Genomic DNA, 12,995 nt, shown 5'->3' with positions numbered 1-12,995 from the left:
CCCATGCGCAGGCCCCGTGATTATGATGCCGAGATGAAGCTGCTCGCCGACAAGGCGAAGGCGCTTCAGGATCGGAAGCTTCGCGAGCTTGGGCAGCTCGTCACGGCGACCGGCGCAGACAGCCTCGGGGTCGATGTGCTTGCGGGCGTGCTGGTCAAAGCCGCAGCGACCACCGACATGGTGCAGAAGGAGGAGTGGCGCACCGCGGGCGCCGCGTTCTTTCTGCACGGAAAGCACGCTGACGGCGCTGCGAAGGACACTCCGCGCCGAGGGAAGGCTCCGGGCTCTCTGCAATCGGCTGCAGGTGCGGCGGGCGCGGGCTGATACGCAGGACTGGGTCGTGAAGCGCCGCGAGCGGACGCGCCGGCTCATCGAACTCGGCGGGCTCATCGTCAAGGCCAGGCTCGATGTGCTCGTCGATGACGACCGGGCGGCGATCTACGGGGCGCTGCTCGGGCTCGTGCAGCAGGCGGCTGGCGAGCGGCGGGATGAGGTCATTGCGCTGTGGCGACGCAAGGGGAAACGAGCGTTCGCATCGGCAGAAGTTGGCACGCTTGAAAATTGATTCTTCTTGCGGCGAAAATCTGTTTGGTATTCTTGTTGGCAATGCATTCTTCCGACGCACGCGCGCACTGGCTGGCAAAATATGTGCTTCCGCACGAACCTGCCTTGCGTGCATGGCTGTTGCGGCGGCGCGTGGACGGGCTGGAGATAGACGATGTCGTGCAGGAAACCTATGCGCGACTGAGTACGGTCGGTTCGGTAGACGGTATTGTCGACCATCGGAGCTATATTGTCCGAACGGCGCACTCGGTGATGATGACACATTTGCGGCGTGCCCGCGTGGTCCCCATGCAGTCATTCGCGCAAATGGACACAGACATCTTCGTTGACGAGGAGCCGGATCCCGAAACGGTCGCTGGGGATCGCGACGAGTTGCATCGGCTGGGTGCAGCAATCGCGACATTGCCCTCCCGTATGCGTGAGGTTTTCGTGTTGCGGCGCATCGAAGGCCTTTCCCAGCGACAAGTCGCGGAGCGCCTGGGCGTCACCGAAAGCACGGTGGAAAAACAGATGGCCAACGGCTTCCGGCGCCTGGCGCGCGTTTTCGGACGTTGCGGAAGACAGGGGCGTGATGCGTCTAGAGAGGAGACGAGAGAGGTTGAACGGGCACATGCCAAGGGTGACAAGTCAGGAGATTGACGCGGTTGCGGCCGAATGGGCGGCGCGCATCGATCGTGGCCCGCTGTCTCCCGAAGACGACAAGCGGCTGGAGATGTGGTTGTCCGCCGACGACCGCAGGCGCGGTGCGTTCATGCGCATGCGCGCGATCTCCTTGCATACGGAACGGGCAAAAGCACTCGGTGCTAACTACGATCCAAAGCACTTTCTGCCGAAGGCGGACGCCGGGCCGCGTCGCATCAGCCGCCGCGCGGTCTGGGTCGGCCTTGTGGCGATCGCGGCGAGCGGCATTGGGGTGGTCGGGCTGACGTTACGGCAGCCCGAGCTTTATGAGACGCGCATCGGCGAAACGCGCATTGTCACGCTGGAGGATGGCTCGGTCATCACCTTGAATACAAGCTCGAGAATCCGTGTTGCCTTCAACGAGGAGCGAAGGCGTGTCACACTTGACGAGGGCGAGGCACTCTTCGATGTCGCGAAGGACAAGGCCCGGCCGTTCGTCGTCCATGCGGGCGAGGCGTTTGTAACGGCTGTCGGCACCAGCTTCACGGTAAAACGCCTGGAATCGGCGCCAGTGGAGGTGATGGTGCGCGAGGGAATCGTGGATGTGTCCGCACGTGATTCAGCCCGTCCGGTTCGCATGGCCGCCAACACGCGCATGTCTGCAACGGCTATAAAGACGATAGCGCCCTCATCCATTTCTCCGGGTGATATCTCACGAGAGCTCGCCTGGAGCGCGGGACGTATCGCTTTCGAGGGCGATACGTTGGCGCAGGCGGCACAGACATTCGCGCGCTACAGCGATACGCGGATCATAATTGACGACCCGGACGTGGCCCGAGAGGAGATTAGTGGCCTTTTCTCAATGAACGATCCCGTGAGCTTCGCCCGCGCAGCTGCTGCCAGCCTCGGTCTCCAAGCGACGGTCGGTCCCGGTGAGGTTCGACTGTCCCGATAGCCAACGCACCTTCCAAAAAAAGTGTCTGCGTATTGGGGGAAATGTCTTTGCCGTGCGTCTTTGTCCGAACGCCCAAGATTCCGAGAGGCGAAGAGGGGGAACAAGATGACGGTTGGGTATTGGAAAAGTGCAGCTGCCGTGGGCGCTGCAGTGATCAGCATTGCCGTTTCAACACCCGTAAGGGCTCAGCAGCGAGCTTTCGACGTGGCGGCGCAGGATGCGCGAAAAGCGATACCCGAATTCGCGCGGCAGGCTGGAATCCAGATATCGGCTCCGACGGGAAAGCTGCGCGGCGTAAAAACCCGTGCGATAAAAGGCAGCTTCGATACGCGTGCCGCGCTGCGAATGCTGATCGATGGAACCGGTCTTACCATCGTTTCCGATGATAAGGCCCTTATCGTTCTAGGTTATCGGCCGAAGGCGGGAGAACGCCGAAACAACCCTGCGCTTCCAGCAGCCACAGAGGTCGAAACCGCTGCCATTGAAGGTGTCAGTACAGCGGAGAACGGCGACATCATTATAACGGCGACCAAGCGTAACGAACGTTTGCGGGATACGGCGATCGCAATCTCGGCGCTAAGCGCGGAGACGCTTTCCAAGCGGGGCGCTGTCAGGCTTGAGGAGTATGCCGATCGTGTACCCGGTCTCTCGGTCACTAATTCCGCTGCCGGTGGCGCACAGTCGAGCGTCAGCATTCGTGGTCTCACCACGGGCACAAGCGGCAACCCTACGGTTGCGGTTTACATTGATGATGCCCCCTTCAATTCGAGTACCTTCTACGGCCTCGGTACGTCCATCCCGGATCTCGATCCTGGTGATCTTGAGCGCATCGAAGTGCTTCGGGGGCCGCAAGGCACACTTTACGGAGCCAGCAGTCTTGGCGGCTTGATTCGCTACGTCACGCGCGCGCCCAATTTCAATACGCTGTCCGGCCGAGTCGAGCTGACGGGATCGGCGGTTGAAGATGGTGACGCGGGACTAGCCGTACGCGGGCGTCTCAACGTCCCGCTGTCCGACTATGCGGCAGTATCGGCAAGCGGTCTGTTTCGCCTCGACCCCGGTTTCATCGATGATCCCATCCGTCGGAACCGTGACCGGAACGAGACGCGCTATGATGGCGGCCGCATTGCCCTCGCGTTGAAACCCGCCGAGATGGTCTCGATCGACCTTTCCGCCATGCGCCAGCATATTCGCGGCGATGGTAGTGCCACAATCGATCTCGACGCTGTTACAGGGACACCACGTTATACGGATCTCAACACCGCGCGGATCCCAGGAACCGACACGTCGAGATTCACGCTCGAATTTTACAACGCAGCCGTGAAGTTGGATTTCGATGCTTTCGAGATTCTGTCTAATACCAATTACAGCGAGCGGCGCTTCTCAAGTTTAGTCGACTATTCTGAAATCCTCGGTTCAGCGATCGAAGCCATATCGGGCGTTCCAGGTGCAGGCGCAGGATTGGTCACGGATCTGGATACGGAAAAGTTCACTCAAGAGTTTCGCGCAACCTCCTTGTCGCAGGGATTTCTCGGGTGGCAGATCGGTGTTTTCTACACGCATGAGAAATCTGACACGTTTCAAACCGTGAACACGCTCGAGGGCGCAACCGGCGGTGAGCTCAGCGTTCCGCTACCTGACCTTCTTACCGTTCTTGCGCCATCAAAGTATGAGGAGATTGCCGGTTTCGGCAATTTAACGCTGAACTTTACCTCCCGCTTCGATGTAACGGCCGGCCTTCGGTACAGCCACAACAAGCAATCTTCCAGATCAGCTGTTTCCGGCCTGCTTGCGGGCGGTGATAGTGTAACAAAAGCGTCCTCCTCCGAGAGTCAGGCAACGTTTCTCATAAACCCTCGCTACCGTGTGACCGACGATCTAATGGTCTACGGACGTGTCGCGAGCGGGTTTCGCCCGGGTGGTCCTAATGCCGGTCAGACCGGGACGTTGGTCTCGTACGGCACAGACAAAGTGCTGAGCTACGAGGCCGGTTTTAAAGCCGATCTCGCGGAACGCCTGATCTCGCTCGATCTCGCCGGGTTTCTGATTGATTGGACCGATATCCAGACACGCGGCACCGATCCGGTTACAGGTATCAATTATTATTACAATGCAAACGAAGCGCGCAGTCAGGGCTTTGAAGCATCGGTGGTATTGAGGCCCATGACGGGGCTGAGCCTGATCGGAAACGTTGCCTACACGGATGCCTATGTGCGCAAGGGTACGCCTTCGCCAAGCTATTCGGCTGCGGGCGATCCGCTTCCGGATACCCCAGACTGGGCAAGCTATCTGGCGTTCGACTATGAGATGCCGATTGATGACCGTTGGATGTTTTCGTTCGGCGGGGGCTTTCGTCATGTCGATCGTCGCTTAAGCGGATTCCAGCCGACCGCATCGACCGCGCGCTTCGTACTTCCTGCTTATGACACGTTCGATTTTTATGCCCGCCTGGAAAGTCGGGACGTAGAATTGGGTCTTTTCCTTCGTAACTTGACCAATAAGCGTGCCTATACGAATTCAACGACAATGGGTACTGTTGAACAAGCGGCGATCCTGCAGCCGCGAACCTTCGGACTGACGCTCGCCAAGAACTTCTGAAGTTGTTTCGAATTCGCGAAGCAACGGAGACGCGAAATGAAAACTCGTCATAAGCTGGTCACATGGTTGGCGAGCGCCGCCGTTCTCGTTATTATTTTTGGTTCTGCTACGGCGATCGCCGCTGAGGAGGCTGTTGTGCCGGTCGTGGACCACCATCTACACCCGCAAGGACCGGCGATCAGCGCGCTATTGAAACGCGTGATGGCCGCGAGCCCGGAGATGTTCAAGGATATCGCACCGGAAATTGTGAACGAACGCTCGGGCGTTGATACACTGCGGATTTTGGACGAAGGTGGCATCAAGGGCGGAATCCTGTTGTCGGCCGCCTATATGTTGGCGTCTCCACTGATTGGTGAACAGGGCTCGGACATCGCAGAACTGACACGCGCCGAAAATCGGTACGTCGTCGATATGGCACTGAAATCGCATGGACGTCTCAAGGCCTTCATCAGTGTCAATCCGATGCATTCCGATGCGCTTTCGGAATTGGAATACTGGAGGGGACGGGAAGGTGTTTCGGGGGTGAAGCTGCACCTTGCGAACAGCGGATATGACCAGAATTCCGAGGCGCACACGAAAGCCCTTGCAACGATTATCGATCGCGCACGTGAGGGAAATCTGGCACTTGTCATTCATGTTAGTAGCCCCGAAACATACAGTCGCCAGGATACGCAATTATTTATTCGCAATGTTCTGTCGCACGCCGGAGATGAGCCGGTGCAGGTCGTGCACTGCGGAGGGAGCGGCTACATTGATCAAAGGTTGGTAGACACGCTTGATGCCTATCGAGAGGCGATCGAAGCCAGAATGCCGGGCACGCGAAACCTCGTGTTCGATCTTGCGCTTCTGGTTTCCAAGCCTGACACCGAAGGTACGCCTGACGCTCTCGTGGCAACGATGCGGCGTATCGGTCTCGATCGTTTCGTGGCGGGTTCTGACTGGCCCGGTATGGGGCCTCCGAAGTCATATTTTACCGAGATTAAAGGGGCATTGCCCCTTTCAAGTGCGGAATGGAACCTAGTGTTCTTAAATGTTGCACCATTTAAGTGAGTCCGCAGGTTCGCGAACAGTGTAGTATGGTTCTGAAATATCAATACGCTATTTTAGAATAATTCATTCACGGCATTGCAGCCTTCGCGAAAATCACACCTTCGCCGCGGCTTCGAGCGCGGCAATCCGTTCGCTGGTTGCCCGGTTCCGCTTCCGCGCTCCGAGGACGAAAATTGAACCGCCGCCCTGCGCTTGCCGGAACGCCGAGCGAGCCGGGATTCACCGCCACCTAAGGCATCCTCTCTTTGGTTTAACGGCAGGACCGAATTAGTGAGAGATCAGCGTAGGCAATCGGGGCTCTGTCAGAATGGTCCGGGTCGCGCCGCCGAGCACGAAGTCGCGGAACCTGGAATGACCGAACCCGCCCATCACCAGAAGATCAGCCCGACTTTCGGCGGAAACAGCATTAATCGCTTCGCCAATGTCGCGATTACCCCGTTCCATCTTCCGAAAAGTCGCCTCTACGTCCCGGCGGCGAAGCGCGGAGATCACGTCTTCTGGCGACAGGCTCGAGGCGAAATCCTTGTCGTCGCCGAAGGAGACGAGGGTCACCTCGGAAGCGCGCCGAAGAAGCGGCAGCGCATCTGATAGCGCGCGGGCGGCGACCTTGCTGAAATCCCAGGCTATAACGATGCGCTCGGCGCGGAAGCCGGTCTCGTTTTTGACCGGAATGATGATCACCGGTCTGCCCGACTGGAAGATCAACGCCTCCGCCACCATGCGCTCGCTGAGCAGTCCCTCATCGCAGACCCCGGCGACCGCGATGTCGGCGAGGCGCGCGTGATCGGTCGCAATCTCCGGAGTGCTATGGACGTGCGATCGATCGGTAATGACGCATGCTTTGACGCCCTGTTTCTGCGCCGCCATTCGCAAGGCTTCGGCGGCCACGCCCACCTCCTCGTTGCGGCTCCGGATCCGGGAGCGTTCTTCGGCGGCAATATGGTGGCCGTAGGCACCCTTGGGCGTTATTACGTCGAGCTCGAGGACCAGGGCCTCGAGATGCGCTTCAAAGGCTCCGGCTAGACCGAGCGCGTAGGCACCGGCGCTGCGGTCCGGGTCCAGAGTTTCGGAAGCGGCGTGCAGTAGCACCGTCTTGATGGTCATCGTTGTCCTCTCGCTTTCGTCTGCAGGCATAGGCGGCGCAGGGCTGCAGCGTTTTACTTCGTCTTATTCCGCGGGTTCGGAAATGAGCTTGTTCCGCATGCCATCGACAGCTCCCTCCACCGTTTGCTCGATGGCTTGGGTGTCGATGGCTTTGCCAAGGCCATCGATGAGCGCCTCCTCATCGACAATCGCTGTGGCAGCTGCAATCTCGCTGGCGTGCAGCGCTTCGCGTAGTGCATTCCTTGTGGCCCCTTCTGCCATGTTTTTGGCCGCTTCAAGGTCCACCGCGGAAACAACGGCTTCCGCGACGGCGGTTGTATTGACTGCGGTCGTGGCTTCAGCGCTTCGCTCTGCAGCCTGTTCGCTGGCATTGCTGCACGCGGCGAGCGCTAGCGCCGCAATGGCGGGGAGAATGGTCTTCTTCATCATGTTGGTAAGTCCTTTGTCCGGCTAGGCCTGCTTATGCGCACGAGATCGCGGCACGCATGGTGACACGGTGGATCAGTTGCCTTGCCTTCAGTTTCAGGCTGTACAGCCGGGCAACCTCGTGGCTGTCGACGCGTTGCTGTGCGAAGCGAAGTAGCTCGTCGATTCGCTGATGCATTTCGATCAGGCGGTACAAGCGCAGGTGCATTCGTATGTCTCCTCTTGTGGACCGTTGGTCACCGGAGGATCCGTGCTTCGGGAGCGCGTTGCGCAGGGCCTCGAGCATCGGATCATCCGATGCGGTCCGACATCACGAGACTTGTCTCGCCAGAGGGGCCCGGCCCGCGATGTAACAATGGGAAGCGTAGAGGCCCCTGTCAATGGCTGGGAGGCATCCGGTGCGATCGAGCTATGCATGGTATTCCAATGCCCTCGCCCGATGCGGCAAGCGATCCCGTTCGACGTGAGCAGCGGATAGTCAGCTATTCGATGGCTCACTTCGGGAGCGAACTATTAGCGACTGGTCCAAATCAGCCCTTCGCCGCCGCTTCGAGCTCGGCGATGCGCGCGCTGCACACGGCATGGACGACACGGCCGAGCTCCTCGACCTGCTCACCGAGCCACGTGAGCTCTTCCTCGCTGATGCGGTAGTGCTTGGAGTAGCGGGCTTTAACATAGGCCTGCTTCAGCTTCTCGAACATCGCGCGCTGCTTGCGGTTGTCCTCGGGCCAGACATACATCAAGCGCCGGTCGATGAGGTTGGCCTGCGACCGCAGGAAACCAAGGTTGTGAACGTGTGGGGTATAGAACGTGCAGACCAGAAGCACGCAGTGGTACAGGCGTTCGGTGGCTTGGTGCATTTCGAACGCGGCAATCTTATTGCGCCCTTTTCCAAGGGCGTAGGTAGCCTGTTCGTAGAAACCTAAGGAGCTACCAAACCACTCATCGAAGTATTCCCGCGCCATCTTGAGCGCGTCCTTCGGCGTCTTGGGCTTCGGCGTATGCAGCACGGTGTCGTCGCTCTGGTAGAGCGCGATGCCGTCCTTGGCGACGTCCATGAAGAAATAGCGACCATGCGCGAGGCCGTCGTTCACCTCCTGCAGCGTGTGCACGATGAAGTTCACTGGGGTCTTGATGCTCTTCGTGATGCCGTACTCGCGGTGAAAACGCTCCTCGGCCTTCGCCCAGTATTTCACATAGTCGGTGAGCCGCTTGTCGTTGACGATGACGAGGAGGTCGAAGTCGGACTTGTAGCCCTTGGCGGTGTGCGGTTCGTCGACCCAGCCGCCGCGCGCATAGCTGCCGTAAAGAATGACCTTGGTGATGCGCCCTTTCTTCTTCCACTGGTGCTGGGCGAGCGCGAGGGTGTCGTTGAACTCCTCGAACAGGATCTCGAGGACGCGCTCAAGCTCGCGCTGCTTGGGCAAGGGAAGATGATCGAGGCTCGTGCGCATAGGAGACCTTCCTAGCAACTCAGGCACAACTTTGCACTGCAAGAACAGGCTGTTGCTGCAGGTACGGGCACCGCAACCCCCTGATCAGGGGGTTGCGGCCCTGTGCAGCGCGACCAGTGCCGCCGCCATGCGGGTTTCCACCTCGCGCACTGAGAGGCCCAGCCGCAGCGCGATGCGGTCATTGAGGAGGCCATCCCAGGCGAGCTCCATGACCTGCTGCGTTATGGGGTCAAGCGCTTCGAACGCCTCCCGGTAGGGCCTGCCGATCTTCATGATGTGCCGGATGGCCCGGCGCATATGCCAGCGCACGCGCCATTCACCGATCCCCATATCAATGGCGAACTCGGCATAGGACTTGCCCTCGACCCTATGCGCGATGAACACCATCAGCGTTCGCTCGGGGAGCTTCCGCAGCCACGCCCGCATGACAGCGTGACGATCCCGCTCAAGGGGCACGCCGGGTTCCGATACAGATTTGCCGTTCACAATCTTTCTCCTGCCAAAGCCGCGGCCCCGGCTGGAGGGCGGGGGCGGGCGGCAGGAACGGGATCAGGCGGCCCGCATGAGGCGGCCTGCACCCGAAGGGCTGGAACGGATGTGGAAGACCTGCCGCAGGCAGGTTGCAGGCCGGCGCGGCCCGCCCAAAACCCGTGACGCCCGCTCCCGATCCTCAGGACGGCCCAAACGACATCACCCCGCCCGTGAGGGCGGGGTGGCTATCCGCTTCGACGCATGGCGTCACATAATCAGGAAGCCCCGCGCCGCACGCGGCGGCGTGGGAGCCGTAGCCTCAGGCCTTCTTCTTGCCCCGGCCTGATCCGGTGCGCTTGGTGCCGAGACCGATCTTCTTCGCCAGTTCCTGGCGCTGCAGCGCGTAGTTCGGGGCGACCATGGGATAGTCGGCGGGAAGCCCCCACTTCGCGCGGTATTCGTCGGGAGTCAGGTTGAAGTGGACCATCAGGTGACGCTTAAGCATCTTGAGCTTCTTGCCGTCTTCAAGGCAGACGATGAAGTCGGGCTTCACCGACGAACGGACAGACACCGCAGGCTCCTGTTTGGGCTTTTCCGGCTCAGCGGCACCGCCCACGTTCGCGAGCGCGGCATAGACATTCTGGATGAGCGTCGGCAGGTCGGAGACTGCCACCGTGTTGTTCGCGACATGCGATGAAACGATGTCGGCGGTGAGCGCCAGGAGATCCTGTTGCGTGTTCTGTTCAGTCATGAAGTAAGACCCCCTTGGTTTTGCGTCCCGCTGCATTGCCGGACTTGCGCGCTCCCCTACACCAACGCACATGAACGCGAAATTGCTGAAACGACGTCTTGTTCCACCCCGCTGTACTTTTGACGTTAAGTGATTCGCGTAGATTCCGCCCTACGGAACCTTCTGAGACGGTAATTCTCGGCGCCTATCAAAAATATCTTTGCGTCAATAAGCGTCAATATGCGTTCACGTGCGTCCGTATGCTTCCAGAACGTACTATTCGTCCGTTTGGCACTGTTTTGGCACTCTTGACGCGTGCGCCAATTCTGGACTTCCTGATCTTCGCAAGGGGGCAGCTGACAACCGCTTAAGGAAGGACCAGCCATGTCCCACGACCGTATTCTTCGCCTCAACGCGGTTCTCGACCGTACAGGGCTCAGCCGCTCGACGCTCTACCGGAAGATGCAAAGCGGCACGTTCCCAAGGCAGGTCCGGATCGCCACGCGCTGTACTGGCTGGCGCGAGTCCGCCGTCAGCGCATGGATGAAGAACCCGATGTTCTTCCATGTCGACGACCTGCCTGCGGAGTAGGCAGGCCTTCGCTGGACAAGATGAGGGCGCGCCCGCTATCGGCGCGGCATGGCAATCATCGCAACGATCATGAACACGGCCACCGGCCAGCCCATTCAGAAGATGACCTTCGGCCGGATGCCCAAGCCGTGGGCGACGTTCCACCTGGAGACCGGGGAGCGCGTCACCGCAGATCGCGTGCATGTCGGCAAGCCTGCGCCGGGCAAGTTCATCGCCCCCGTCGAGGTCTGGGTCACGCCGAAATCAGACTGACGTGCAAGCTCAGCGGATTTTTCCCGCGCGTAGGTCGTCGAGATAATCGCTCCACCACTGGTGCATCTCCACCCGCTCGCCCCAGTACCGGCCCCGGTTATAGATTCCTCGGACCGCATCCTTGTCAGCGTGAGCAAGGGAGCGCTCAATTGCGTCCGGACTCCACTTTCCACTCTCGTTGAGAAGCGTTGAAGCCGTTGTCCGGAGTCCATGGGCCGTAATTTCTCCCACCGCATAGCCCATGCGGCGGAACGCCTGATTGATGGTATTTTCGCTCTGGGGTCTACGGGACGTGTGAAAAGCCGGAAAGACGAAGCCGTCGGGGCCAGTGACCGCATAAAGCTCATTCAGGTATCCAAGCACCTGCCGGGACAGCGGGACGGTATGGGGACGGCGCATTTTCATGCGTTCGGCCGGAATTTTCCAGACGGCGGATTCCAGATCGATTTCTGACCACAATGCCTTTCTCAGCTCCCCAGGACGCGCCATCACGTGGGGCGCGATCTGCATAGCGAGGCGCGTGATCAGATTTCCAGAATACGCATCGATGGCACGCAGCAACTCACCGACGGCTTCCGGCTCAAGCAGCGCGCTGTGATGTTTTGTCTTCGGAGCGATCAAAGCCCCGCGAAGAAGCGACGTGGGATCGGCCTCTCCCCGGCCCGTCGCAACGGCATATCGGAAAACGCGACTGGCGAACGAGCGACAACGACGAGCGGTTTCATGCTTTCCGCGCGCTTCAAGGCGCTTCAATGCGGAGAGAACATCAAGCGGCTTGAGATCACTTACGGGAAAACCGGCGATGGGTTTCAGCTGTTCGAGCAGCCAATTGGCTTTGGTGATGGTTGTATCGGCCCGCCCCTCGGCAACCATTTTGTCGATATACTCCTTCGCGATGTCGCCGAATGAGTTGGCGGCTGCAAAGGCGGCCGCCAGTTTTTCGCGCTTTCGCTCGGCGAGCGGATCGCGGTTGCTTGCGAGGCTTTCTCGAGCCTCGTCGCTTTTACGACGAGCGTCCGCGAGGCCCACATCAGGATAGACGCCAAGCGCAATCCGTTTCTCCTTTCCGTGGTAAAGGTACTTGTACCGCCACAGCTTCGCACCCGTGGGACGCACCTCGATGTAAAGACCGCGCCCATCTGTGCATTTGTAGCTTCGCTCCTTCGCTTTGAGCGCGCGAATTGCCACATCCGTAAGAGCCACCACTGATCTCCTTCAAAAAGGGTCAGTCCGGGCCATCGCTGGGCCATCACCAATTATCAGCACCCGGGCCACCGCATTTTCCGGGCCACCGATGCCCTTTTTGGTGGCCCGTTTTTGTCTGGGATGGAGTGAAATTCCCTCGGACGCCACAGGACAGGACCAAGGCTAAAATGGCAGAATTCTGCCGTTTTGTCCATGCTTCTGGAATGTCATGAGGAGAACAAATGGTGCCCAGGAAAGGATTAGCCGACCCTACCCCTAAGTAGCTGAAAAATATAACCGAAACGCCGCTTGAAGTGTTTTCATGTGTACCTCGTTTGAGTCCCTGTTTCAAGGCCGGAAAGCAGGTGGCCGCGCCACATCGGAAACCACCTCAAAACGCGCCAAGAACACGCTGGGCGCCCTCGGGGTAGGTAGGACTACCTGAGGAGCCGTTTCGTGCGTCCTTGCCTCATTTCGGCAGGGTTTTACGGGCGAAATTGACCCTCTGGCGCCAACGTCGCCTCCCGCTTCCTTCGGTGCCCCCTCGCGACCGCTTCAAACACCTCAGGCGTCCCGCCCATGCCCACGCTTTTCATAATGGCGTTCCTGCACCCCCGCAGCCGCGTGCCCTGCACGTAGCGCGCTGCGTCCTCATCGTAACCGCTGTGCCCCTCGTAGCTGAGGTACTTCCAAAACTCATCGTAGGGCAGCCGGTTGCCGTCGCTTTGGCTGAACAGGTACGCGAGGCAGAACCGCAGCGCGAACGTCGGCCGGGGCTTCTCGGCGGTGTATTCGCCGATAGCCTCGTCCAGCGCCACGACCGCCTTGTAGATCATCTGTTCGCGGGTGAACGGCATGGGCGCCGAGGGTGAGCTAGATGGGGAGCCGAAGTTGGTTGCGGTCGATTTCGGGCTCACCTTCGAGCCGCCGCACGACGTTTTCGGCTAGCGCCCTCGCGGCATCCTTCCGGGCACCTTCGCTATGCGTTGCGAGA

Annotated in this window: 17 protein-coding genes; 8 read left to right on the top strand and 9 right to left on the bottom strand. The window is 59.7% G+C overall.

Annotated elements, in window-relative coordinates; genetic code table 11:
- Window positions 1-3: 3 nt before the first annotated feature.
- The 6 genes from H2052_RS15140 (at window position 4) to H2052_RS15115 (ending at window position 5,788) form a co-directional block, all read left to right on the top strand.
- A complete protein-coding gene (locus H2052_RS15140) occupies window positions 4-324 on the top strand; it encodes a conjugal transfer protein TraD (protein WP_293783408.1) in 321 nt (106 codons plus the stop codon).
- A gap of 16 nt (window positions 325-340) precedes the next feature.
- Window positions 341-565, top strand: a complete 225-nt coding sequence (locus tag H2052_RS15135) for a conjugal transfer protein TraD (protein ID WP_293783405.1) — start codon at window positions 341-343, stop codon at window positions 563-565.
- The gene (locus H2052_RS15130) at window positions 562-1,203 is read left to right on the top strand and encodes a sigma-70 family RNA polymerase sigma factor (RefSeq protein WP_293783402.1); all 642 of its coding nucleotides are present in this window, start codon (window positions 562-564) and stop codon (window positions 1,201-1,203) included. Before H2052_RS15135 ends, H2052_RS15130 begins: the two co-directional genes overlap by 4 nt.
- Window positions 1,163-2,140 (top strand): FecR domain-containing protein, encoded by a 978-nt coding sequence (locus tag H2052_RS15125; protein WP_293783399.1) that lies wholly within the window; start codon window positions 1,163-1,165, stop codon window positions 2,138-2,140. The genes H2052_RS15130 and H2052_RS15125 overlap by 41 nt, the downstream gene beginning before the upstream one ends.
- A 105-nt stretch (window positions 2,141-2,245) precedes the next feature.
- Window positions 2,246-4,738, top strand: a complete 2,493-nt coding sequence (locus tag H2052_RS15120; protein WP_293783396.1) for a TonB-dependent receptor — start codon at window positions 2,246-2,248, stop codon at window positions 4,736-4,738.
- A 36-nt stretch (window positions 4,739-4,774) separates the two neighbouring features.
- Window positions 4,775-5,788: an amidohydrolase family protein gene (locus H2052_RS15115; RefSeq protein WP_293783393.1), complete on the top strand. Its 1,014-nt coding sequence runs from the start codon at window positions 4,775-4,777 to the stop codon at window positions 5,786-5,788.
- 267 nt (window positions 5,789-6,055) lie between these two features.
- Here the strand turns inward: H2052_RS15115 and H2052_RS15110 are convergent, their stop codons facing one another.
- The 6 genes from H2052_RS15110 to H2052_RS15085 form a co-directional block, all read right to left on the bottom strand.
- A complete protein-coding gene (locus H2052_RS15110) occupies window positions 6,056-6,892 on the bottom strand; it encodes a universal stress protein (RefSeq protein ID WP_293783390.1) in 837 nt (278 codons plus the stop codon).
- A gap of 63 nt (window positions 6,893-6,955) precedes the next feature.
- The gene (locus H2052_RS15105; RefSeq protein WP_293783387.1) at window positions 6,956-7,321 is read right to left on the bottom strand and encodes a lipoprotein; all 366 of its coding nucleotides are present in this window, start codon (window positions 7,319-7,321) and stop codon (window positions 6,956-6,958) included.
- Between the two features lie 31 nt (window positions 7,322-7,352).
- A complete protein-coding gene (locus tag H2052_RS15100) occupies window positions 7,353-7,526 on the bottom strand; it encodes a hypothetical protein (RefSeq protein ID WP_293783384.1) in 174 nt (57 codons plus the stop codon).
- Between the two features lie 322 nt (window positions 7,527-7,848).
- On the bottom strand, window positions 7,849-8,772 hold the full coding sequence (locus tag H2052_RS15095; RefSeq protein WP_293783381.1) for a nucleotidyltransferase and HEPN domain-containing protein: 924 nt from the start codon (window positions 8,770-8,772) through the stop codon (window positions 7,849-7,851).
- A gap of 84 nt (window positions 8,773-8,856) precedes the next feature.
- A complete protein-coding gene (locus H2052_RS15090; protein WP_293783378.1) occupies window positions 8,857-9,258 on the bottom strand; it encodes a sigma factor-like helix-turn-helix DNA-binding protein in 402 nt (133 codons plus the stop codon).
- A 304-nt stretch (window positions 9,259-9,562) separates the two neighbouring features.
- Entirely contained in the window at window positions 9,563-9,994 is a 432-nt protein-coding gene (locus H2052_RS15085) for a MucR family transcriptional regulator (protein ID WP_293783376.1), read from the bottom strand.
- Window positions 9,995-10,357: 363 nt separating this feature from the next.
- Here H2052_RS15085 and H2052_RS15080 point away from each other — a divergent pair, with 363 nt between their 5' ends.
- Complete coding sequence (locus H2052_RS15080) at window positions 10,358-10,564, top strand: AlpA family phage regulatory protein (protein WP_293783373.1); 207 nt, start codon at window positions 10,358-10,360, stop codon at window positions 10,562-10,564.
- 48 nt (window positions 10,565-10,612) lie between these two features.
- Window positions 10,613-10,816 carry a hypothetical protein gene (locus H2052_RS15075; RefSeq protein ID WP_293783370.1) on the top strand — a complete coding sequence of 68 codons (204 nt, stop codon included), beginning with the start codon at window positions 10,613-10,615 and terminating at the stop codon, window positions 10,814-10,816.
- Between the two features lie 9 nt (window positions 10,817-10,825).
- Here H2052_RS15075 and H2052_RS15070 read toward each other — a convergent pair whose 3' ends face one another.
- From H2052_RS15070 to H2052_RS17870, 3 genes are all read right to left on the bottom strand, one after another.
- Window positions 10,826-12,019 (bottom strand): integrase arm-type DNA-binding domain-containing protein, encoded by a 1,194-nt coding sequence (locus H2052_RS15070; protein ID WP_293783367.1) that lies wholly within the window; start codon window positions 12,017-12,019, stop codon window positions 10,826-10,828.
- Window positions 12,020-12,486: 467 nt separating this feature from the next.
- Window positions 12,487-12,858 carry a hypothetical protein gene (locus tag H2052_RS15065; protein ID WP_293783364.1) on the bottom strand — a complete coding sequence of 124 codons (372 nt, stop codon included), beginning with the start codon at window positions 12,856-12,858 and terminating at the stop codon, window positions 12,487-12,489.
- 16 nt (window positions 12,859-12,874) lie between these two features.
- Window positions 12,875-12,995 (bottom strand): DUF6771 family protein (locus H2052_RS17870; protein ID WP_366484583.1); only part of this gene is annotated, 121 nt, incomplete at its 5' end.

Source organism: Sphingosinicella sp., from assembly GCF_013911755.1.
In the GTDB taxonomy this organism is placed as follows: Bacteria; Pseudomonadota; Alphaproteobacteria; order Sphingomonadales; family Sphingomonadaceae; genus Sphingosinicella.
The sequence above is the reverse complement of the archived record's forward strand: the minus strand, read 5'-3'. Positions and strand labels throughout refer to the sequence as shown.

What these genes read in the sequence shown, in the direction of transcription:
- H2052_RS15140 (WP_293783408.1), top strand. Translation starts at nt 4, where the DNA reads ATGCGCAGGCCCCGTGATTATGATGCCGAGATGAAGCTGCTCGCCGAC.
- H2052_RS15120 (WP_293783396.1), top strand. Translation starts at nt 2,246, where the DNA reads ATGACGGTTGGGTATTGGAAAAGTGCAGCTGCCGTGGGCGCTGCAGTG.
- H2052_RS15115 (WP_293783393.1), top strand. Translation starts at nt 4,775, where the DNA reads ATGAAAACTCGTCATAAGCTGGTCACATGGTTGGCGAGCGCCGCCGTT.
- H2052_RS15110 (WP_293783390.1), bottom strand. Translation starts at nt 6,892, where the DNA reads ATGACCATCAAGACGGTGCTACTGCACGCCGCTTCCGAAACTCTGGAC.
- H2052_RS15105 (WP_293783387.1), bottom strand. Translation starts at nt 7,321, where the DNA reads ATGATGAAGAAGACCATTCTCCCCGCCATTGCGGCGCTAGCGCTCGCC.
- H2052_RS15100 (WP_293783384.1), bottom strand. Translation starts at nt 7,526, where the DNA reads ATGCACCTGCGCTTGTACCGCCTGATCGAAATGCATCAGCGAATCGAC.
- H2052_RS15095 (WP_293783381.1), bottom strand. Translation starts at nt 8,772, where the DNA reads ATGCGCACGAGCCTCGATCATCTTCCCTTGCCCAAGCAGCGCGAGCTT.
- H2052_RS15085 (WP_293783376.1), bottom strand. Translation starts at nt 9,994, where the DNA reads ATGACTGAACAGAACACGCAACAGGATCTCCTGGCGCTCACCGCCGAC.
- H2052_RS15080 (WP_293783373.1), top strand. Translation starts at nt 10,358, where the DNA reads ATGTCCCACGACCGTATTCTTCGCCTCAACGCGGTTCTCGACCGTACA.
- H2052_RS15075 (WP_293783370.1), top strand. Translation starts at nt 10,613, where the DNA reads ATGGCAATCATCGCAACGATCATGAACACGGCCACCGGCCAGCCCATT.
- H2052_RS15065 (WP_293783364.1), bottom strand. Translation starts at nt 12,858, where the DNA reads ATGCCGTTCACCCGCGAACAGATGATCTACAAGGCGGTCGTGGCGCTG.